This window comes from Neisseria sp. (assembly GCF_030527965.1).
Lineage (GTDB): Bacteria > Pseudomonadota > Gammaproteobacteria > Burkholderiales > Neisseriaceae > Neisseria.
The window spans coordinates 19,391-39,804 of the sequence record NZ_JAUMZU010000009.1 but is presented as its reverse complement, the minus strand read 5'-3'; the positions used below and the strand labels follow the sequence as shown (position 1 = coordinate 39,804).

Genomic DNA, 20,414 nt, shown 5'->3' with positions numbered 1-20,414 from the left:
TATTTTTCAGACAGGCTTGTCTGAAAATCAATCTTCGATAACTTGAGGAACAATATACAACCGGTTGCGTACGTCGGGCGCGCAGGCTTGGTATTCGGCGGCATGGTCGGTTTCCGTAACGGCGTCTTCCCGCAAGCGTAAAGCGATTTCATGCGGGTGCGCCATCGGTTGAATGCCGGCAGTGTCGACGCTTTGCATCTTTTCTACCAACAGAAAAAAATCGTTTAATTCTTGCAGATTTTGCTTTTTTTCTTCGTCGGTTAGGCTCAGGCGGGAGAGTTTGGCGATTTTTTCAACGTCGGCTAGCGTTAAGGCCATTGCGTAAATCCTTAAATATTGTTAGCAAAATTACCATCAGTGCGGTATTATTCGGCGCAAGTACGTTTAGATCGCGCAGCGCCATAAATCTTCGGATGAATGAAGGGCGGATTATAAACGAAAACCCGTTATCCGGCATGGTGTTTTTCAGACAGGCATTCCACGATAAAACCTGTAAAACCCCATGCCTTATCCTATTATTCTATAATTCAGCGCATTTAGTATAAAGGCTTTACATGTTTGGCTTCTTCAACCGTTTTTTGTCGCACGACCTTGCTATCGATTTAGGTACGGCCAATACGCTTATTTATGCCAAAGACAAAGGTATTATCTTAAACGAACCTTCCATCATCGCCATACAGGAAGATGAACATCGGCAGGAAAACACCATAGCCATCGGTAATGAGGCTAAAAAAATGTTGGGCCGAACCCCGAATTCCATTCGGGTTGTACGCCCGATGAAAGACGGCGTGATTGCAGACTTCAATCTAACCGAGAAAATGCTCAAGCATTTTATTCGCAAAGCAACCGAAGGGCGCCCTTCGCGCATTGTGATTTGCGTGCCTTACGGCGCCACGCAAGTCGAGCGCAAAGCAATTGCCGATTCAGCCAAAGCCGCCGGTGCTTCGGATGTTTATCTGATTGAAGAACCGATGGCCGCTGCCTTGGGTGCTGGCTTGCCGGTTAATGAAGCTGCTGGCTGTATGATTGTCGATATTGGCGGCGGCACGACTGAAATCGGCATTTTATCAATGAATGAAGTTGTATATGCCACTTCGGTACGCACGGCGGGCGACGAATTTGACGAAGCGATTATTCTGTATGCGCGTCGCGAATTCGGCGTTTTAATTGGAGAAGCCACCGCCGAGAAAATCAAACAGAAAATCGGCACGGCTTATCCGATTGAAAATGTGGAAAGCATGATTATTACTGGGCGCAGTATTGCCAAAGGTACACCGCGCACGTTCTCCATTAATTCAAACGAAGTATTCGAGGCTCTGAAGGATCCGTTGAACCGCATCATCCAAGCAATTATCACTTCACTTGAGTTGACGCCTCCTGAATTGGCTTCGGATATTATCAACCGAGGTCTTGTGTTGGCCGGCGGCGGTGCTTTGTTAGGCGGTATGGATCGGTTATTATCCGAAGCAACCGGTTTGCCGGTTATTATTGCGGAAAATCCCTTATGCTGCGTTGCCAGAGGCACGGGTTGCGTATTGGATTTAATCGGTACCGATCATCCTATTTTCGCTGGCAACCCTTAAATTTTTAATCGTATCATGGCGAAACCGTCTTTAAGTTTTAATGCGCCCAAGAGTGCGCCGGTAGGTAAGCTGTTTACGCTTTGCCTTACCTGCATTGCACTTTTAATGCTCGACCAGAAATTTGAAGCTGTGCAACAGGTTCGGAATGTTACTGCTTCGTTTACCTTCCCGCTTCAATGGCTGGCTTCCAAACCGATTGAATTTTATGATTATGTTCGCTTGCTTACACGTTCACAAACGCAATTGCAAGCGCAAAATCAATCGTTACAGGCCGAAAACATCCGGTTGCAAACCGATTCACATGAAAATAGGGCGTTAGAAAAAGAAGTTAACGAATTAAAGGCGGTACTGAATCTGAAGCAAGTCAGCTTCGAGCGGGCCATTGCGGCCGAAGTCGTTTCCAACGGCAGAAACCCGTTTTCTGATCTGCTGGTTATTGATAAAGGTAGTGAAGAAGGAATACGCACAGGCGATGCCGTTATTGATCGAAACGGTTTAATCGGTCAGGTTACTCAGGCACGCCGCTACAGTTCCGATATTCGTTTGATTTCGGCAAATGAATTAATCGTCCCTGTCGTGGTGGCGCGTTCCGGTATCCGCAGCCTTATTTTCGGGGATGGCAACCAAGTTTCTCTGCGTTATTTCCCGACAGATGCGGATTTGAAAGTGGGTGATATGTTGCTTACCTCTGGTATAGATAGCGTGTATCCCGCCGGTATTCCGGTCGCCCAAGTCAAAGAGGCTGCGAAAGCATCCGGTACGCCTTATTATCAAACCAAACTGGCAACCATTTCCAATTTGCAGTCAAGTAAATATCTGTTGGTTTTATCGCAAAAACCATCAACCGATAATGCTGCTTCGGAGGCGTCTGTCAGCCATGAATAATTTCAGTTTATCTTACGGCCGCTTACCTGTAATGCCCGCTATCTTGGCTTTCGCATTTGCTTTTCTGTTTGATTTTATCCCTTTCCCTGCTGATTCTTTTTTTTGGCTGCCCAAATTTAGCGCGATGGTACTGATTTTCTTGGCACTTTATCGCCCACAAACTTTTGGCTTGCTCAGTGCTTTTATTGTGGGCTTATTGATCGATGCGGGTACGGCCACGCCTTTGGGTTCTCACGCTTTAGCTTATGTCTGCGCGGTATTTTTAATACAATTCCCTTCTTATATGAAAAAGCTGAATACGCCTGTACGCCAAACCATCGGTGTGTTTATGGCTTTGCTATTTATCCAAATTGTATTATTGTTTGTGCACGCAGTTAGCCGGCGCCAATGGGTACATATGGAAAGCATGGCGGCTGCTGTGAGCGGCATGCTGCTCTGGCCTTTGGCTGATAAAATTCTGAAAAACCTTTTCTTCCGCTTTAGCCGATGAAACCGAAAGTAAAAGAACCTGCGGTCGAACAACGCGCACCTAATCGAGATTTCAATCGTCGTTTAGTGGTTGCTTTCGGGCTAATCAGCATTTCATTCGGTATATTGGCGGCCAATTTTGTCTATTTACAAGTCTTTAAGCATAAAGAATATGCGGTTCAGGCCACTTCCAATCGTATTACTTTAATTCCCACGCCGCCTGTGCGTGGTGAAATCGTTGATGTGAACGGTGTCGTTTTGGCGCGCAATTATCCGGTATTCTCTTTGGAATTGGTTCCGAAAATCATTGGCAACCGGAATATTGATGCGACCGTTGAAGCATTGAAAACATATATTGATGTTAGTGAAGCTGATTTGGCACGGTTTAAAAAATTTAGGACGGAATACCGTTCTTATGAGAAAGTGCCGCTGAAACTCAAACTTTCGGTTGATGAAGCTTCGCGTCTGGCTCCACACCTCTCGCAATTTAATGGCGTGGAAATCAATACGCGTACTTTCCGTGAGTATCCTTATGGTGCGTTAACCGCCCATTTCCTCGGTTATATCGGCCGTATCAGCGATCGAGATCAAGAGAAATTGGAGGAAAGTGGCCGCAATGCGCTTTATCGCGGCAGCACCCATATCGGTAAAACCGGCTTGGAAAATTATTATGAAAACCAACTGCACGGCACTCCGGGTTATCAACGGGTGGAAAAAGACGCACACGGAGATATCGTTCGCGTGTTGAGTAGTGTGGAACCGCGCAACGGGTTAACGCTTAAATTGGCGATGGATATCCGCCTTCAGCAGGAAGTTGACCGTATCTTTTCTGGGCGGCGCGGTGCAGCCGTTGCAATAGACCCGCAAACCGGTGGCGTGCTGGCATTTGTATCCAAACCTTCTTTCAATCCTAATCTTTTTATCGACGGTATCGATTTGGCCACGTGGAAAGCCTTAAATGAAGATTGGCAGCGTCCTCTGCTGAATCGCGTTACGCAAGGTCTTTATCCGCCCGGTTCGACTTTCAAGCCGTTTATGGGCATGTCTTTGCTGGAAAGTGGAAAAATCACGCAAAACACCATTATTCCTGCGCCCGGCGCGTGGAGTATTCCGGGCAGCCGCCACGTGTTTCGTGATTCGGTGCGCAGCGGTCATGGCTCTGCTAATTTGAGCAAGGCCATTCAAGTTTCTTCCGATACCTTTTTTTATCGACTCGGCTATGAAGCCGGTATTGAGAAACTAAGCAAATATTTGTCGGAATTCGGCTTCGGGCAACCAACCGGCATCGATATTCCTAATGAATACAGAGGCATTCTGCCTACCCCGGAATGGAAAGAGAAACGGTTTGCTAAGTTGCCGGAAAATCAACGCAAATGGCGGCCCGGTGAAATGGTTTCTGTAAGTATCGGTCAAGGTTATAACGCCTATACGCCGTTGCAAATGGCTCATGCTACCGCTTCTTTGGCAAATGACGGTGAGGTTTACCGTCCTCATTTGGTTAAAGAGATTCTCGATTATGGCAGAAAAGAAAAAACCATTATTGATCCGCAGGCAATCAAGCAGATTCCTTTCAAACGGGAGAATTTCGAATATGTGAAGCAGGCTATGTTGAAAGTTACTCGGCCAGGAGGCACGGCTTGGCGTATTGGCGGCGGTCCTTATCCGATTGCCGGTAAAACCGGTACGGCTCAAGTGGTTCAGATTAAGCAAGGGGCACGTTACAATGCTGCTGCTTTGCGCGAGCAACATCGCGACCATGCTTGGTTCATCGCATTTGCTCCGATGGAAAAACCAAAAATCGCAGTGGCATTGATTCTAGAAAACGGTGGATGGGGTGCTCAGGCTGCACCTTTGGTACGACAGTTGATTGATTACTATTTATCAAATTTGAATGCACAGAATCCGCAGAATCCTCCAGAGAATCTGTCTGCTTCTTCTGAAGCGGATCAGGCGGCATTTTGGGGAAGCGGGTACATGCGTACTGTACCGTTGAGCCCCCTGAAAGGTTTTCAGACAGGCATTAGTTCCGAGCAAACTTCAGGGGAGGCGTTACCATGAATCGCTCTGATCAATTGAACAAGCTAAGTAAGATTGTGCATATTATCCGCCGTCCGCTGGATTCTTGGCTTTTGTATGCCATGCTGGCCGTGTATATCATGAGTATGTTTTTGCTTTATTCTGCAGACGGGCAAACTTTCGACCAGCTTGAAAACAAAACTTTGCATACCATACTGGGGTTTGCTTTGCTTTGGCTGATTGCTTGGCAACAGCCTAAAAAACTCTCCAAACTGGCATTACCTGTTTATATCGCCGGCGTTTTGATGCTAATCGGGGTAGAGCTTTTCGGTGTCACGGTTAATGGATCGACACGCTGGCTCAATTTGGGTTTTACGCGTATCCAACCTTCTGAAATTATGAAAATCGGTCTGCCTATGACCATTGCGTGGTACTTGCAACGTTATGAAGGCAGACTGCGTTGGTTTCATTATTTGGTTGCCGTGTTATTAACCGTTATACCGGGGGCATTGATTCTTAAACAGCCTGATTTGGGTACGGCCGTGTTGATTATGGCTTCCGGCATATTCGTTATTTTCTTTGCCGGTTTGCCGTGGAAAGTTATTTTCATCGCCCTAATCGGTTTTGCGGCATCGTTGCCGTTGATTTGGAATTACGGCCTGCATGATTATCAGCGAACCCGTATTTTGACTTTGCTCGATCCGACGAAAGACCCGCTTGGTGCGGGCTACCATATTTTGCAATCCATGATTGCCATTGGTTCGGGTGGAATTTGGGGAAAGGGCTGGCTTAATGGTTCGCAAACCCATCTTGATTACATTCCTGAGTCTACTACGGATTTTATTTTTGCCGTTTATGGAGAAGAATTCGGGTTAGTTGGTAATTTATTGTTATTACTGGTTTATCTCGTTATTCTCGGACGCGGTTTGTATATTGCCTCACAGGCGGACACGCTTTATAACCGTGTGATTGCCGGCGCGCTGACCATGACGTTTTTCTGTTATGCCTTTGTGAATATGGGCATGGTCAGCGGCATTCTGCCTGTGGTTGGGGTTCCGCTGCCTTTGGTAAGCTATGGTGGTACCGCGACTTTATCTGTTATGGTTATTCTCGCTATTTTGATGGGAATTTCTAAAGAAAATAAGAAATCATATTTAAAACAACCCATTAAGGAATAATTAAAATGGGCATGGAAATTGGAAAGCTCATACTTGCTTTTATGGTATTGATTAATCCGTTTAGCGCACTTTCTATCTTTCTTGATCTGACTCGTAACAATAATACGAGAGAGCGAAGGAAAGTGGCGCAGATTTCGGCATTGAGCGTTTTTATTGTTATCGTGATTTTTGCTTTTTCCGGAAACTGGATTCTGCGAATTTTCGGAATTAGTACGGGTGCTTTCCAAGTAGGAGGCGGCTTATTGGTGTTTTTGATTGCTATTTCTATGATGAGTGCGGGTAACAATATGGCAAAGCCCGAAATCAGCACTGATGAAAGCAGCGAAATTACCGTCAAGCCCAAGCATCCTTCTCAGAGTGCGGCTTCTATCGCGGTGGTGCCGCTCGCCATTCCCATGATGATTGGCCCGGGTGGCATTTCGACTGTTGTGATTTATGCTTCATCGGCCAAATCTTTGGGTGATACCTTATCTATCGTAGCAGCCGGTGCCATTATCAGCGTTATTTGTTTTTCCACTTTGCTGGCAGCCAGCCGAATCAGTAATTTACTCGGAGAAACCGGTCTGACCATTCTCAATCGGATTATGGGTATGTTGCTGGCAGCAGTTTCGGTGGAAATTGTTGTTGCCGGGTTGAAAGCCTTGTTCCCGAGGCTTGTCGGTTAAATAGAAAATGCCTGTCTGAAAAGTTCAGACAGGCATTTGTTTTGAATTGGTACTACTTTTTTTGAAGTCACTTTTCTGCCGACGTATTTCTTTTTGTTATTTGCGATGGCTGCTGTTAAATCTCAACTATTTTGTATCGATGGATTTTGCCATTGAATTGTTTTTTAGAGTTTGATACGGCAGCTTCCCTTTTAGTCAACTTCAATGGGTAGTCGATGGAATATATGCCTGTCTGAAAAATCAATAATCCGAGATGTTGAAATGAATATGAGAAACCTTTCAGTTTTAGGCTGCATGGCAATGCTAAGCGCTTGCGCCGGTTCCACGGCGGCTACGGTGAATACCGAATCATCGGTTATTCAATTGCAGGAAACTGAAGCCGATCGGGTTTTGATTATTTTTTATGATGCTGAAATTGGAAAGGAACCTATTTTGGCTGCAGCTAAAGCTTACGATGCTTCCATTGTCTATCAGTATCATATGTTGCAAGGTGTTTCAGTTTCCATACCTAAAAATAAAACCATGCAGGATGCTGTTGAATTTTTTAAAAGCGTGAAAGGCGTATTATCAGTTAATCGGAACAAGATACTGCAATTATTGGATTAATTGTTAGGGGGGCTTTGTATTGTTGCTGTAACCCCTGTGCCTTTTGTTATTTTATGCGGCTGTTGTTTGCTGTGCACAATATATTGATATTATTAATATTTCTATGTCTGATTTTCCTACTCTTTTAATACAAAGCAACCCTTTAGAAATAGTTGAATCCGGAGTTTGGTGCGTTTATCTGATTTTGTGTGAAGGCGGCTCGCTTTATTGCGGAATTAGTAACCGGCCTGCGGCACGCTTTGCCGCTCATCTGACAGGGAAGGGCGCTAAATACACTCGATTGCGCAAGCCTTTGCAAATGCGGTTAATTTATGAAGATTTATCACGCCAAGCAGCGAGCAAATTAGAAGCGCGAATAAAAAAATTGAAAGTATTGGAAAAACAGAAATTATGGATAAACGGGCGTGAAATCAACATATCTTCATGAAACATGCAAAGATGCAGGCGAAAGGGAGCTTGTTTTCAGAAGTATGAAAACGGGTAGGCTGAATGATTAATGGCAGTGAGTTATGCCTTAAACCGATTTAACTTGATTTACGGTACAATGCGCGTTTGTTTTTAAGCAAAGGAAGGCGGCCTATACAAATGGCTTCTTTAGAAACTTGGATTGGTTTGCGTTATCTACGAGCAAAGAAGCGCAACGGTTTTATGTCGTTTATTACTTTGATTTCTATTGCCGGTATCGCGCTGGGCGTTATGGCCTTGATAGTAGTGCTCTCGGTAATGGCTGGTTTTCAGAAAGATATACGGGGTGCGTTGTTGAACGTGGCTCCGCATGCGGAAATCGGTTATTTTGAAATGGGTAACGGCGAAACTTGGCAGGATTTGCGTCGATATGTGAAAGATAAAAAAGAGGTATTGGCTAGCGCTCCTTATATTGCAGATCAAGCTTTACTTGCTAATGCGGGAGAGGTGCGTGGAGTACAGATACGCGGAATATTGCCGGACGAAGAGAAAAAAGTTGTTGATTACAGTAATAAAATGAGCGTTGGCAGTTTTAACGATCTCAAACAAGGCGAATTCGATATTATTCTGGGTGAGGGTTTGGCCGAAGCTTTGGGAGCGGAAAAAGGCGGAAAAGTGACAGTTATTACACCGGAAGGCAACGTTACGCCTGCCGGAGTGGTGCCGCGCTTGAAGCAATTTAATGTGGTTGGAATTGTGAAAACCGGTGTCTTTGAAGTGGATAATTCATTGGCTTTGACTCATCTTAAAGATGCACAAACGCTTTATCGTATGGGTGAAAACGGGGTAAACGGCTTAAGGCTGAAACTGGCCGACCCGCAGAATGCGCCTGATTTTACTCAAAAACTGATTCCTGCTGCAGAGAAAGGGAAAGTTTGGGTGCGCGATTGGACTTTTTCCAACCGGAGCTATTTTGAAGCGGTAGAGCTGGAAAAGCGCATGATGTTTATTATTTTAACCTTGATTATTGCGGTTGCTGCATTCAATTTGGTATCTTCATTAGTGATGGCCGTGACTGAAAAGCAAGCGGATATTGCCATTTTACGCACGCTAGGGCTGCCGCCTTCCGGAGTGATGAAAATTTTTATGGTGCAAGGCGCATTTGCCGGTTTTTTCGGAACCCTAATTGGCGTGGTGTTCGGGGTATTGCTAGGGGTAAATATTGGAAAAATTATCAGCTTTTTTGAGAAATTAACCGGCCGCCAGCTTGTGAACCCGCAATTTTATTTTATCGATTATGTTCCAAGTTATGTTAATCCGCATGATGTGATGGTCATTGCAGCAATTTCTTTGTCGTTGGCGTTTCTGGCAACTTTATATCCGAGTTGGCGCGCTTCAAGAATTCAACCTGCGGAGGCATTGCGCTATGAGTAATCTAATCTTGGATTGCCGGAATGTCGGTAAAAGTTATGATGACGGCGCTTTGAATGTTCAAGTGTTGAAAAATTTGAATTTTCAGGTAAGTGAAGGGCAAAGCGTTAGTATTATCGGAGCGTCGGGCAGCGGAAAATCTACGCTGTTGCATATTCTCGGCGGCTTAGATATGCCGACGACGGGTAATGTGTCGCTGATGGGGCAGGAGTTGGACAAACTTGGCCAAAAACAATTAGGTCATTTACGCAATCAGTATCTTGGTTTTGTTTACCAATTCCATCATTTGCTACCAGAATTCTCTGCATTGGAAAATGTCATGATGCCGCTTCTGATTGGTAAAAAGCCTAAAGCTGAAGCTGAGGAGAGGGCCGTTCAAATGCTGGATAAAGTCGGTTTGAAGGCTCGGATGCTACATCGCCCGAGTGAGCTTTCTGGCGGAGAACGTCAGAGAGCAGCTATTGCCCGTGCTTTGGTAACTAATCCGAAATGTGTTTTGGCAGATGAGCCTACTGGTAATCTTGACCGGAAAAATGCACAGAATGTTTTGGATATGATGATTGATTTGAAAAAAGAGTTGGGAACCAGCCTGGTGGTGGTTACACATGATGATGAACTAGCCATTCGTTTTGATAAAATCATGATGATGAAAGAAGGCTCGTTAATCGGCAAGTAAAATTTGCTGAAAAGCCAATGCCTGTCTGAAAATGATAAAGATTGTTTTTATTTCATTTTCAGACAGGCTTTATTTTATATTTTCGCCCGGAATGCAAAAAAGAAGCGCTTCCAAACGAGGAAAGCGCTTAAACAGAGAGAATACACAATGATAACAACAAAGAGAACTTTTATACCTAGTTCCAAAGGTTAAGATGGATCTTAGAAAACTTATTTGGTCATGCCCAGCTGCATGGAATCGGTGTTGGAGAATTTGATTTCTTTAACGACATGAAAAGCCTGATTCACACCGTTTACGGTTGCAGGGCGGAGCGTTTGTGCCTGCATCCAAAGTACGGCTTGACGATCGATTTCCGAATTACCACTACTGCGGGCAACACGAACGTCTTGGATTGAACCATCTGCATTAATGGTCATTCTGACGGCCAATTTGCCGTTAATTTGAGCATGTGCGGCGGTAATTTCAGAATTTTTTTGGAAAAATTGTATGCTGCTTGCTGAAGCACTTTGAGCACTGAAGAGAGCAACTGCAACTAATGCAGTAGAAACGATTTTGCGAATAAACATGATAAAACCCCGTAAATAATATATGTTAACGTAATGTTGAATTTAAATTTATTAAACGAACCATTCAGTTTAGAAAGAACGTTCCGTTTCTTGTTTTGGTAGGCGTATTGTGCCTATAAATTTTTAATTGTGCAATTAGAAAAAAGTCAAAGACTTTATAAAAGTCGCAGTAAAAACACGATAAATGGTATTTTACTTATGACGCAGTTTGCTATTAGTTGACAATTAACGTCAGGTAATTATTTTTTTTTAAGATGCTTATTATTTTTTTATTTAAAAATAATTAATTATATTTTTAATCAATGTGTGTGGTTTAATAGATTAAGGCAAGGTGACATTTTTTGTCATGTTTAAAATATCCGAATATCTAAAATAAAGACCGAATATTTTTTATTTTAAAGTTGTAAAATTGATACAGATAAATTTTTACTAAATAGTATTGGTTTTGCAACCTGAACGGTTGATGGGCGTTCGGGTAGGCACGGGTTTCTTCTTGCAGGCCGCCCCAAGCGGTGTATTGGCCGAACCATAAGAGATTGCCGAATTGGTCGGTCATTTCTCGCGGAATGCCGATTTGGTCGTTATGGAAATAGCTTAAATAGGGCTTTTCATCTTGATTATTGACGAATATCTGTGCCAAGGGTTCGTAAGAATCCTGATCGGTATAAATGTAGGTATAGTTGCCGCGGTAATTGTATTCTTGCAGTAGCCGACTGCCATCCCACACGAAATGTGTTCGCTTCGGCTCTGTTGAGGATAACGCACCTTCGTCGGTTCGCTCTTTACTCAGGCGACGGCCGAACGGATCGTAGGCATATTCCCAGACCTGTGTTTCACCATCGCGTTTTTTAATTGAGGCGTAAACGAGCTGGTTTTCGGTATCGTATTTGAAATACTGGGTTTCTTTGTTCGGCAGTTCGCGGTAGATCAGATTACCGAGCGCATCGTAGGTGTAGCGGATACCGTTGTATTGCTCCAGGCGGTTGCCACCGGAGAGATGCCTGTCTGAAAGGTGGGCTTTATCGTTTTCAGACAGGATATTGTTGGCAGGATCGAAGGCGAAACGCTCTTTGCCCGCTTCTTTGATGCGGCCGATTTTGTCGTAAACATAATTCAATACGCCGCTGCGCTGGTCGGTGGATTGAATCAGGTTGCCGGCTTTATCGTAACGGTAGCTTCGTTTAACCGCTCCGCCGACCAGATGAGCCAGTTTGCCGTTGTTTTGCAAGGTGCCGTTGACGGTGGCGGTTTGGCTTTTGAGGCGACCCATCGGGTCGTATTCGTAGAGGCTGGTTAATGCACCCTGACTGCGTTTGATTTCCTGATGCAGGCGGTTGCGTTCGATGTCGGAAATGATTTCGCCGTCGAGGTTGATCTGGTGCAAATGGCCGCTGCCGTAATAGAGGTAATTGATAGTGCGGCCGTCGGGCAGAACGGTTTGGGTGCGGTTGCCCAGCGCATCGTATTGGTAGCGCAGAGTACTGTTTTGGCCGTTGTGAACGGTGGTTTCGCTGATAAGCCGGCCGTCGGGGTCTTATTCGAAGGCGACGCTGCTGTGGGCGTTACGGGCTTTGCTCAACCGGATGTCGAAAGGATCGTATTCAAAGCGGGTTCGGCTTAGGCTTTGGCCTTACCGCGGCCCTTGATGCGGCGGCTGGTTTTTTCAATTTGCTTTTTCTGATGCCTTAATGATCAAAGTTATAGATCCGTTTATGAAGGTTTAATCACATATATTGAGTTTTAGATTGTATTTATTTTTATAATTCATTAGCCAATCATCATAATCCTCTGGAAGCTCTGGATTAAAATTTTTTGTCCAATAGCTTTCTCCATGTGCAATAATCATGGCCCAATGATATTCATCTTCATGGCATAGCATAGCGGCAGAGTAGAAATCAAGACCTGTTTCAGAACATAATGTAGAGTCTTGTATCATTTTTTGTGCGTAATCCGATGTATATCTTAAATAATGAGTTAGTATGCCAAATATTGAACATAACCATGTTCTTCTATGGAAAACGAGTTTTTCATTAGTTTCTTTGTTAATAAATTCTATATTATCTCTAGCATTTTTAAACATATTATTTCCTTAGTGCCCAATATTTAAGGGCATCCTTTACCCATTGGGATAGTTTTTCCTTTAAACTTATTGAATAAATCTGCTGCTTTTTTCGTGAAAATAGCAAACTGAGAACCTATTTGTTTCGGTGCTTTTCCTCTTCTTATATCTCTTGGGTTTGCCAACATTGGTCCTCTAACGGCGTCATGACTGTGACTTAAAGTGCCGTTTCTTCCTTTTGTTACAAAATATCCCCATTCAGAATCGTTAGAGCTAAAAGTTTTAATATCCAGTTTATCTAGTTCAGCATTTGGTATATCAAATTGCGTAATAGATGGTAGGTTTCTTTTTTTAGCCCATGCTTCTGCTTGGGCACGATCGGTTGTAACATAGAAACCACCTCTCCCAGAAGGATTAAAGTCTAAGTTCGTTCTTCCTCTACTAGGATCAATTGCTCCTTGTAAATTTCCTGCATGGTAAAAAGTTGTTACTTCTTCTTTTGAACCCATTAATCCCAGAGGATCGACCCAACTCTGCCCATTCGGCGCAAACCAATAAAGATTATCTCCACCCAATAACTCGATCGGATCTTGATTCACAAACCGGCCGCAGTTCGGTTCGTAATAGCGCATCAGATTGTAATGCAATCCGGTTTCGGCATCATAGTATTGGTTTTGCAACCTGAACGGCTGATGGGCGTTCGGGTAGGCGCGGGTTTCTTCTTGCAGGTCGCCCCAAGCGGTGTATTGGCCGAACCATAAGAGATTGCCGAATTGGTCGGTCATTTCTCGCGGAATGCCGATTTGGTCGTTATGGAAATAGCTTAAATAGGGCTTTTCATCTTGATTATTGACGAATATCTGTGCCAAGGGTTCGTAAGAATCCTGATCGGTATAAATGTAGGTATAGTTGCCGCGGTAATTGTATTCTTGCAGTAGCCGACTGCCATCCCACACGAAATGTGTTCGCTTCGGCTCTGTTGAGGATAACGCACCTTCGTCGGTTCGCTCTTTACTCAGGCGACGGCCGAACGGATCGTAGGCATATTCCCAGACCTGTGTTTCACCATCGCGTTTTTTAATTGAGGCGTAAACGAGCTGGTTTTCGGTATCGTATTTGAAATACTGGGTTTCTTTGTTCGGCAGTTCGCGGTAGATCAGATTACCGAGCGCATCGTAGGTGTAGCGGATACCGTTGTATTGCTCCAGGCGGTTGCCACCGGAGAGATGCCTGTCTGAAAGGTGGGCTTTATCGTTTTCAGACAGGATATTGTTGGCAGGATCGAAGGCGAAACGCTCTTTGCCCGCTTCTTTGATGCGGCCGATTTTGTCGTAAACATAATTCAATACGCCGCTGCGCTGGTCGGTGGATTGAATCAGGTTGCCGGCTTTATCGTAACGGTAGCTTCGTTTAACCGCTCCGCCGACCAGATGAGCCAGTTTGCCGTTGTTTTGCAAGGTGCCGTTGACGGTGGCGGTTTGGCTTTTGAGGCGACCCATCGGGTCGTATTCGTAGAGGCTGGTTAATGCACCCTGACTGCGTTTGATTTCCTGATGCAGGCGGTTGCGTTCGATGTCGGAAATGATTTCGCCGTCGAGGTTGATCTGGTGCAAATGGCCGCTGCCGTAATAGAGGTAATTGATAGTGCGGCCGTCGGGCAGAACGGTTTGGGTGCGGTTGCCCAGCGCATCGTATTGGTAGCGCAGGGTGCTGTTTTGGCCGTTGTGAACGGTGGTTTCGCTGATAAGCCGGCCGTCGGGGTCGTATTCGAAGGCGACGCTGCTGTGGGCGTTGCGGGCTTTGCTCAGGCGGATGCCGAAGGGATCGTATTCGAAGCGGGTGCGGCTGTAGGCTTCGGATTTTCCGCGGCCGTTGATGCGGCGGCTGGTTTTTTCAATCAGGCGGCCGAGGCGGTCGCGGGTAAAGCGGTGCAGATTGTGAATTTCGGGCAGTGCATCGGAATGCCTGTCTGAATCGAGGCGGCCGTATTCGGTTTGTTCGGAGAGCTGGTCGGCGTCATCGTAGGCGTAGCCGGTGATTTTGCCGTCCCAGCCGGTTTCGCGGGTTAAGTTGTCAACCGCATCGTAATCGAAGCGGTATTCGGCGCCGTTTTCATTGATGAGGGTGCTTAAGCGTCTGGCCGGATCGTAACGGTAGCCGAAGCTGTGGCCGAGTGCGTTGGTGCGTTTGACCGGCAGGCCGTCGACTGCCAGCTCGTAAGCGGTGGTGGCGCCGAGGCCGTCGGTGTAGGCGGTTAGCCGGTTCAGCAGGTCGTAGGCGTAGCTTTCGCTGCTGCCGTCGGGATAGTCGGTGCGTACGAGGTTGCCGGCTGTGTCGTAATGGTAAACGGTGGTATGGCCGAGGGCATCGGTGATGCGTTGGATGTCGCCCAGTTCGGTATAGCCGAAAGTGGTGGTTTCGCCGGAGCAATCGGTGTAGCGGATGAGCTGGCCGTATTGGTCGTATTCGAAGGTTTTGTTTTTGCCTAGGGCATCGGTAATGGCATCGGGCAGCCATTGGGCATTGTAATGGTAACGGGTGATGTTGCCGGCCGGATCGGTAACGGCGGTTAGGTTGCCCTTCTCGTCGTATTGATAGAGGGTAGGGTGGCCGAGCCGCTCGGTAACGGCCACGGGCAGTTTCAGATCGGGGTCGTATTCGATTTCGGCAAAGCCGCCGTCGGGGTAGGTGATGGCGGTTAAGTTGCCGTAACGGTTGTAGTTGTAACGGGTTGTGCGGCCGAGCGGGTCGGTTTCGGCGGTAACCAAGCCGTCTTCGTCGCGCTCAGTTTCGCTGCGTCGGCCGAGGGCATCGGTGTGCCAGATTAATTCATAGCGGCTGTCGAAGCCGTAGTCTTCCTTGCGGCCGAGCGTGTCGGTTACGCGGGTGAAATCGCTGTGGTACTCGAAAGCCCATTCTTCGCCGGTGTTGACGAGGTTTCTAAGCACTTTGCCGCCGGTGTCGTAAGCATCGTATTCGTAGCGGGAAACCAAGCCGTCGGGCTGGTTGTGCTCAATCATGATGTGGTTGCGGTAGGCGAAGCCGCGCAGCCGTTTACCGTCGCGGCCGTGTACTGTAATCAGGTCGCCGCGCTTATCGTAGCGGTATTCAACCAATGTTTGGCCGGAGAAAGCGACGCTGCACAAACGGTTGGCATAAGGGCGGCTGTCTTTGCCGATAAATACATCGTGTTCGCCGATCATCTCGTCATCGAGCTCAATGGAATGGAAGCTGAGCGTAACTTGCCGCCCGCTGCCGTCGATAATGCTGTGTGGCAGGCCGTTGTCGCCGTAGAGCAGTCGGATATGGCGGTCGTTGCGGTCGAGCTGGGCGACGAGCGGGTAAACGGAATGGCCGGAAACGGCGGCAAACCATAAACGGGCGCTGCCGTCGGGCGAGGCGATTTGATAAAGGTTGGGGGAAAGGCGGGAGAAATAGATTTGTTCGGCGGAATCGTAGTAGGCGTTTTCCAAACCGAATGGGTCTTCAGGGTCGAAGGCAGGGCGAGCGGATTTGGGTTTTTCAGACAGGCTTGCAGATTCGGCATCGTCGTCTATATCGGTATCGTCATCTGAGTCGTCAATGTCGTCGATATTGGGCAGGGTAATTTCTCGGCCTTGTTCGTCGATATAAAGAAAGCCTTCGTTGATACGCTCCAACCGCATGGAAAAAGGCAGCGACCAGCCTTGTCCCAGCCAACCGTTGCCGTATTGATCGGAGAAGTAGCTGCGGCTCCAGATAAGCGGCAGCGGGGAATCGAGGGTAAAGTCGGTTTCATCGGCCAAAACTTTGATGCCGAGCACGGGATTGACGGGCTTGCCGACTGAAGCGCCCACCTTGCAAGTGGGACATTCGCCTTTGCCATTATTGTTAGAACGCCCTTTGCTTGAGGGAGAAGGGCGCCCCATTTTACCTTTGGGCTTGCCTTTGTCGGCAAAGCCTCCGTTGAAACCGAGGCCAAAGCCGCCGCCGCCAAAATTTAGCGCTGGGGGCGGAACAGGGCCGGGTTTGCCGGGCACCATCGACAATAAAGAAAGTGCGTTGGAAATCGCATCCATCGCCCCTGCAGCCTGAGAATCGGGTGCCATCAAGTCCATTGCTTGCGAAGCCACATCGGTAACAGCCTCAACCACTTCAATCGGCCCGGTGTCGGTTTGTAAAGGCTCGGGCGGATTAGCTGAAAGCATGGAGGGCATCGCGGGCGGGCCGACCTGAGGAATCAGAATGCCGAAGGTGTTGCCGAACTTAGACTTGGTCATGATTGGGATGCTCCGATTATGAAAGATAAATCATTTCGGGGTGGCGGGTTTGGCCGTAAACGCTCTTTGTTATGACATTTTAAACGATGTTTTGTTCCGTAGTCGGAAGAAATATTTACTGCTTCAAAATGCCTGACTGAAAAATGGTTTTCAAGCAAGCTGGCTATCTTTCGGTTTGCGATTTGGTGTCTGCTTTTGCGTGGTTTAAGCCGCTATTGTTTTGGCGTTTCGGGCAGTTTTTGCCGGCCGTGTTTTGTATTTTCACTGATGGGCCTGCCTTCTCGGCTATAATGGTGCCTCACTTGATTAATATACCGCTTCCGAAGAAATTATGCCAAATCCAACGCAAGAACTTTTACGCCTTTCCAAACGAATGTCTGAGCTCGGTTTGTGTTCCCGCCGCGAGGCAGATAGCTATATCGAGCAAGGCTGGGTAAAGGTCAATGGCAAAACCGCCGTACTCGGCCAGAAAGTAACGCCTGCCGACCGCATCGATCTTGACAAGCAGGTTCATGAAAAGCAAGCGGATAGGGTAACCATTTTGCTTAACAAGCCGGTAGGCTATGTTAGCGCGCAGGCTGAAAAAGATTATAAATCTGCCGCCGAACTGATTACGCCGGAAAATCATTGGGATGGCGATACGGGCCGCATTCGTTTTAATGAAAAACACCGCTTCGGCCTTGCGCCGGCGGGCCGCCTGGATATTGATTCGGTCGGCTTGCTGGTGCTTACGCAAGACGGCCGCATTGCTAAAAAGTTAATCGGTGAAAACAGCGGTATTGAAAAAGAATATCTGGTACGCGTGAAAGGCATGCTTAGTGCCGAAGGCCTGCGTTTGCTTAATCACGGTTTAAGCCTGGACGGCGAAAAACTCAAGCCTGCCAAAGTAGAATGGCAGAATGAAGACCAGCTTCGCTTTGTGTTAACACAAGGCAAGAAGCGCCAAATTCGCCGTATGTGCGAGCTGGTCGGATTACGCGTTACCGGCCTGAAACGCATCCGCATGGGCAAAGTGAAACTGGGCAGATTGCCGCCGGGCAAATGGCGCTATCTGCGGCATGATGAGTCGTTTTGATTGCCAGCCAAATGCCTGTCTGAAAAATTTCAGACAGGCATTGTTTATGGTTTGTCCGGCTTGCGGAAATTTATTTTGATACACTATATAATCTTTCTCAATTTAAAATTTAGATTGTTTTAAATCTTATGCCTGATTCACTGTTTGCTACTGCTGTTTCCGTTTCCGAACTCAACGCTCTGGCGAAAAGATTGCTGGAAGAGAATCTTTTTGGCTTGTGGGTGGCGGGGGAGGTGTCCAATCTGACCCGCGCGGCGAGCGGGCATTATTATTTTTCATTGAAAGACAGCCGTGCGCAGGTGCGCTGCGCTATGTTTAAGGGCGTGGCGGCGAGACTTGCCGCGCCTTTGAAAGAGGGCGATCATATTGAGTTGACAGGGAAAATCAGCATCTATGAGGCGCGGGGCGAGTTTCAGATTACGGTAAATGAGGTGCGCCTGAAAGGCTTGGGGCAGCTCTACGAGGCCTATGAGAAATTGAAGGCCAAGTTGCAGGCGGAAGGTGTTTTTGCGGTGGAACGGAAAAAACCGTTGCCGCAACATCCGAAGACAATCGGCATTGTAACGAGCTTGGCCGCCGCGGCTTTGCGCGATGTGGTGACTACGCTCAGGCGTCGCGCGCCGGAAATTCCGCTGATTATGTATCCCGCGATGGTGCAGGGGGTAGGCAGCGGATTGCAGATTGCTCAGGCCGTGCAAACGGCTTCGGCGCGCGGCGAGGCGGATGTTTTGATTGTGTGCCGCGGCGGCGGCAGTATTGAGGATTTGTGGTCGTTTAATGAAGAGGTGGTGGTGCGCGCGATTGAGGCGTGTCGGATTCCGGTAGTCAGCGGTGTAGGGCATGAAACGGATTTTACGCTGACGGACTTTGTGGCGGACGTGCGCGCGCCGACGCCGACCGCTGCGGCGGAATTGGTTAGCCCCAATCGGATGGAATCACTGCATAAGTTGGCGCAAGCGCAAGGGCGCATGAAAGCGGCGTTGCAGCAGCGTTATTACGATGCGAGCCAGAAAGTAGACTGGTTTGCCCGCCAAATCCGCCATCCGAGCCAGAAGCTGGAGAGCCAGCGCATGCAGGTTAAGGCGCTGGATAATGCACTGGGTTCGGCAATGCGCAACCATTATCGGTTTAGCGAGCAAAAATGGACGCGTTTGCGGCAGCAGTTGGCCTATTTCAGACCGGATGTGGCGGCTTATAAACGTGAAGTGTCGGTTTTGCAGGCTGCTTTGCTGCAGAATCGGTATAACGGCTTGGCGCATTGCCGCCAGCGCTTGGAAAAACAAGCGGCTTTATTGGAGGCGGTGTCGCCGCAGCATATTCTGGCGCGCGGCTTTTCCGTGGTGCAAAACGGCCGCGGGCAGTTGGTTCGCAGTGCGGCCGGGTTGAAACAGGGGCAAAAGTTGCATATTGTGTTTGCCGAAGGGGAAACCGATGTGCGCGTGGCGGGCGAAACGGCGCAACCGGATTTGTTTGATGAGTCGTAAATCGGGTTGATTATAATGCTTGTCTGAAAAAATCAACTGCCATTTGATGCAACACAAAGCCGCCAATCGGTAAAGCGGCTTTTTATCTGCCGAAGTTATGCTATATTCAGAGCGATTTAATTCGCTTCACAAAATAAGGATATTCAAAATGAAAATCACCAGCTTTGGCGAGGTATTGTGGGATGATTTCCCGACCGGTAAAAAATTAGGCGGTGCGCCTTTGAACGTGGTTACCCGTTTGCGCTCTTTGGGTGCAGATGCAACCATCATCAGCCGCATAGGCAATGATGAAGACGGTAAAGGCATTTTGCTTGAAGTTGCGGATAAAAAAATAAACGCCGATTTGATTCAAATCGATCAGGAGCAGGCAACCAGCTTGGTAAAAGTAACCCTGACCGATCGAGGCAGCGCGCGCTATGAAATTGTTTATCCCTGCGCTTGGGATCGCATTGAAGCCAGCGATGAGGCCTGCCGGCGCGTTGCTGAATCGGATGCTTTCATTTTCGGCAGTTTGGCGACTCGCGACGAAGTTTCCCGTGCGGCTTTGAATAAGCTTATCGGCCATGCCAAATTCAAAATTTTCGACGTTAACCTGCGCCCGCCGCATTATGATTACGATCGTGTTTTGGATATGATGAGCATGGCCGATGTGGTGAAACTCAATGACTGCGAACTCTACGAGATTGCGCAGGAAGCCGGCTCCAAATATCATTCTCTGGAGCAGAACATTCATTTTCTTACTGAAAAATACGGTTGCCAGCGCTTGTGTGTTACTTTGGGCGAGCACGGCGCGGTGTTTTATGACCGCGGCCAGTGGACTTATCATGGCGGTTATAAGGTATCGGTGGCGGATACGGTTGGTTCGGGCGATAATTTTCTGGCCGGTTTTACCTACAAGCTTTTGAACAATGCTTCCGCTGATGAAACTTTGGCTTTTGCTTGTGCTTTGGGGGCGATGGTGGCTTCTCATCGCGGAGCCAATCCGGAAATCAGCTTGCAGGATATTGAGAATTTTATGTATCCGGCTTGATGATGTGAATATGAAATGCCTGTCTGAA

Annotated in this window: 18 protein-coding genes and 1 pseudogene; 13 read left to right on the top strand and 6 right to left on the bottom strand. The window is 47.3% G+C overall.

Annotation, left to right across the window (positions count from 1 at the left end):
- Positions 1 to 27: 27 nt before the first annotated feature.
- Positions 28 to 318, bottom strand: coding sequence for an Asp-tRNA(Asn)/Glu-tRNA(Gln) amidotransferase subunit GatC (gatC, locus tag Q4A84_RS05405; RefSeq protein WP_303087909.1), 291 nt, complete (start codon positions 316 to 318; stop codon positions 28 to 30).
- A 236-nt stretch (positions 319 to 554) separates the two neighbouring features.
- Here gatC and Q4A84_RS05400 point away from each other — a divergent pair, with 236 nt between their 5' ends.
- From Q4A84_RS05400 to lolD, 10 genes are all read left to right on the top strand, one after another.
- A complete protein-coding gene (locus Q4A84_RS05400; RefSeq protein ID WP_303087908.1) occupies positions 555 to 1,583 on the top strand; it encodes a rod shape-determining protein in 1,029 nt (342 codons plus the stop codon).
- Between the two features lie 15 nt (positions 1,584 to 1,598).
- The gene (gene mreC, locus Q4A84_RS05395; RefSeq protein WP_303087907.1) at positions 1,599 to 2,468 is read left to right on the top strand and encodes a rod shape-determining protein MreC; all 870 of its coding nucleotides are present in this window, start codon (positions 1,599 to 1,601) and stop codon (positions 2,466 to 2,468) included.
- Positions 2,461 to 2,958, top strand: a complete 498-nt coding sequence (gene mreD, locus Q4A84_RS05390) for a rod shape-determining protein MreD (RefSeq protein WP_303087906.1) — start codon at positions 2,461 to 2,463, stop codon at positions 2,956 to 2,958. Before mreC ends, mreD begins: the two co-directional genes overlap by 8 nt.
- Positions 2,955 to 4,994, top strand: coding sequence for a penicillin-binding protein 2 (mrdA, locus tag Q4A84_RS05385; RefSeq protein WP_303087905.1), 2,040 nt, complete (start codon positions 2,955 to 2,957; stop codon positions 4,992 to 4,994). Before mreD ends, mrdA begins: the two co-directional genes overlap by 4 nt.
- A complete protein-coding gene (gene rodA, locus Q4A84_RS05380) occupies positions 4,991 to 6,130 on the top strand; it encodes a rod shape-determining protein RodA (RefSeq protein WP_303087904.1) in 1,140 nt (379 codons plus the stop codon). Before mrdA ends, rodA begins: the two co-directional genes overlap by 4 nt.
- The gene (locus Q4A84_RS05375; RefSeq protein WP_303087958.1) at positions 6,130 to 6,795 is read left to right on the top strand and encodes a MarC family protein; all 666 of its coding nucleotides are present in this window, start codon (positions 6,130 to 6,132) and stop codon (positions 6,793 to 6,795) included. Before rodA ends, Q4A84_RS05375 begins: the two co-directional genes overlap by 1 nt.
- A 261-nt stretch (positions 6,796 to 7,056) precedes the next feature.
- Positions 7,057 to 7,401: a hypothetical protein gene (locus tag Q4A84_RS05370; protein WP_303087903.1), complete on the top strand. Its 345-nt coding sequence runs from the start codon at positions 7,057 to 7,059 to the stop codon at positions 7,399 to 7,401.
- 43 nt (positions 7,402 to 7,444) lie between these two features.
- The gene (locus tag Q4A84_RS05365; RefSeq protein WP_368389560.1) at positions 7,445 to 7,828 is read left to right on the top strand and encodes a GIY-YIG nuclease family protein; all 384 of its coding nucleotides are present in this window, start codon (positions 7,445 to 7,447) and stop codon (positions 7,826 to 7,828) included.
- A gap of 158 nt (positions 7,829 to 7,986) precedes the next feature.
- The gene (locus tag Q4A84_RS05360; protein ID WP_303087902.1) at positions 7,987 to 9,240 is read left to right on the top strand and encodes a lipoprotein-releasing ABC transporter permease subunit; all 1,254 of its coding nucleotides are present in this window, start codon (positions 7,987 to 7,989) and stop codon (positions 9,238 to 9,240) included.
- Positions 9,233 to 9,913 (top strand): lipoprotein-releasing ABC transporter ATP-binding protein LolD, encoded by a 681-nt coding sequence (gene lolD / locus Q4A84_RS05355; RefSeq protein ID WP_303087901.1) that lies wholly within the window; start codon positions 9,233 to 9,235, stop codon positions 9,911 to 9,913. Before Q4A84_RS05360 ends, lolD begins: the two co-directional genes overlap by 8 nt.
- A gap of 209 nt (positions 9,914 to 10,122) precedes the next feature.
- Here the strand turns inward: lolD and Q4A84_RS05350 are convergent, their stop codons facing one another.
- The 5 genes and pseudogenes from Q4A84_RS05350 to Q4A84_RS05330 all read right to left on the bottom strand — a co-directional run bounded on the left by Q4A84_RS05350 (position 10,123) and on the right by Q4A84_RS05330 (position 16,797).
- Positions 10,123 to 10,479 (bottom strand): energy transducer TonB, encoded by a 357-nt coding sequence (locus tag Q4A84_RS05350; RefSeq protein ID WP_303087900.1) that lies wholly within the window; start codon positions 10,477 to 10,479, stop codon positions 10,123 to 10,125.
- Between the two features lie 367 nt (positions 10,480 to 10,846).
- Positions 10,847 to 11,863 (bottom strand): RHS domain-containing protein, encoded by a 1,017-nt coding sequence (locus Q4A84_RS05345; protein ID WP_303087899.1) that lies wholly within the window; start codon positions 11,861 to 11,863, stop codon positions 10,847 to 10,849.
- 81 nt (positions 11,864 to 11,944) lie between these two features.
- A pseudogene (locus Q4A84_RS05340) lies at positions 11,945 to 11,995 on the bottom strand (hypothetical protein); the annotation flags it as partial.
- Positions 11,996 to 12,199: 204 nt separating this feature from the next.
- Positions 12,200 to 12,559, bottom strand: coding sequence for a hypothetical protein (locus Q4A84_RS05335; protein ID WP_303087898.1), 360 nt, complete (start codon positions 12,557 to 12,559; stop codon positions 12,200 to 12,202).
- Between the two features lie 23 nt (positions 12,560 to 12,582).
- Complete coding sequence (locus tag Q4A84_RS05330) at positions 12,583 to 16,797, bottom strand: DUF6531 domain-containing protein (protein WP_303087897.1); 4,215 nt, start codon at positions 16,795 to 16,797, stop codon at positions 12,583 to 12,585.
- 331 nt (positions 16,798 to 17,128) lie between these two features.
- Here Q4A84_RS05330 and Q4A84_RS05325 point away from each other — a divergent pair, with 331 nt between their 5' ends.
- From Q4A84_RS05325 to Q4A84_RS05315, 3 genes are all read left to right on the top strand, one after another.
- Positions 17,129 to 17,872 (top strand): pseudouridine synthase, encoded by a 744-nt coding sequence (locus Q4A84_RS05325; protein WP_303087896.1) that lies wholly within the window; start codon positions 17,129 to 17,131, stop codon positions 17,870 to 17,872.
- A 128-nt stretch (positions 17,873 to 18,000) separates the two neighbouring features.
- Positions 18,001 to 19,356 carry an exodeoxyribonuclease VII large subunit gene (gene xseA, locus Q4A84_RS05320; protein ID WP_303087895.1) on the top strand — a complete coding sequence of 452 codons (1,356 nt, stop codon included), beginning with the start codon at positions 18,001 to 18,003 and terminating at the stop codon, positions 19,354 to 19,356.
- A gap of 148 nt (positions 19,357 to 19,504) precedes the next feature.
- Positions 19,505 to 20,386 carry a carbohydrate kinase gene (locus tag Q4A84_RS05315; protein WP_303087894.1) on the top strand — a complete coding sequence of 294 codons (882 nt, stop codon included), beginning with the start codon at positions 19,505 to 19,507 and terminating at the stop codon, positions 20,384 to 20,386.
- Positions 20,387 to 20,414: the final 28 nt, after the last annotated feature.

Bases quoted from the DNA above. Each gene is read 5' to 3' on its own strand.
- xseA (WP_303087895.1), top strand. From the start codon at position 18,001: ATGCCTGATTCACTGTTTGCTACTGCTGTTTCCGTTTCCGAACTCAAC.
- Q4A84_RS05325 (WP_303087896.1), top strand. From the start codon at position 17,129: ATGCCAAATCCAACGCAAGAACTTTTACGCCTTTCCAAACGAATGTCT.
- gatC (WP_303087909.1), bottom strand. From the start codon at position 318: ATGGCCTTAACGCTAGCCGACGTTGAAAAAATCGCCAAACTCTCCCGC.
- Q4A84_RS05360 (WP_303087902.1), top strand. From the start codon at position 7,987: ATGGCTTCTTTAGAAACTTGGATTGGTTTGCGTTATCTACGAGCAAAG.
- Q4A84_RS05335 (WP_303087898.1), bottom strand. From the start codon at position 12,559: ATGTTTAAAAATGCTAGAGATAATATAGAATTTATTAACAAAGAAACT.
- mrdA (WP_303087905.1), top strand. From the start codon at position 2,955: ATGAAACCGAAAGTAAAAGAACCTGCGGTCGAACAACGCGCACCTAAT.
- Q4A84_RS05370 (WP_303087903.1), top strand. From the start codon at position 7,057: ATGAATATGAGAAACCTTTCAGTTTTAGGCTGCATGGCAATGCTAAGC.
- mreC (WP_303087907.1), top strand. From the start codon at position 1,599: ATGGCGAAACCGTCTTTAAGTTTTAATGCGCCCAAGAGTGCGCCGGTA.
- Q4A84_RS05315 (WP_303087894.1), top strand. From the start codon at position 19,505: ATGAAAATCACCAGCTTTGGCGAGGTATTGTGGGATGATTTCCCGACC.
- Q4A84_RS05400 (WP_303087908.1), top strand. From the start codon at position 555: ATGTTTGGCTTCTTCAACCGTTTTTTGTCGCACGACCTTGCTATCGAT.
- rodA (WP_303087904.1), top strand. From the start codon at position 4,991: ATGAATCGCTCTGATCAATTGAACAAGCTAAGTAAGATTGTGCATATT.
- Q4A84_RS05330 (WP_303087897.1), bottom strand. From the start codon at position 16,797: ATGACCAAGTCTAAGTTCGGCAACACCTTCGGCATTCTGATTCCTCAG.
- lolD (WP_303087901.1), top strand. From the start codon at position 9,233: ATGAGTAATCTAATCTTGGATTGCCGGAATGTCGGTAAAAGTTATGAT.
- mreD (WP_303087906.1), top strand. From the start codon at position 2,461: ATGAATAATTTCAGTTTATCTTACGGCCGCTTACCTGTAATGCCCGCT.
- Q4A84_RS05350 (WP_303087900.1), bottom strand. From the start codon at position 10,479: ATGTTTATTCGCAAAATCGTTTCTACTGCATTAGTTGCAGTTGCTCTC.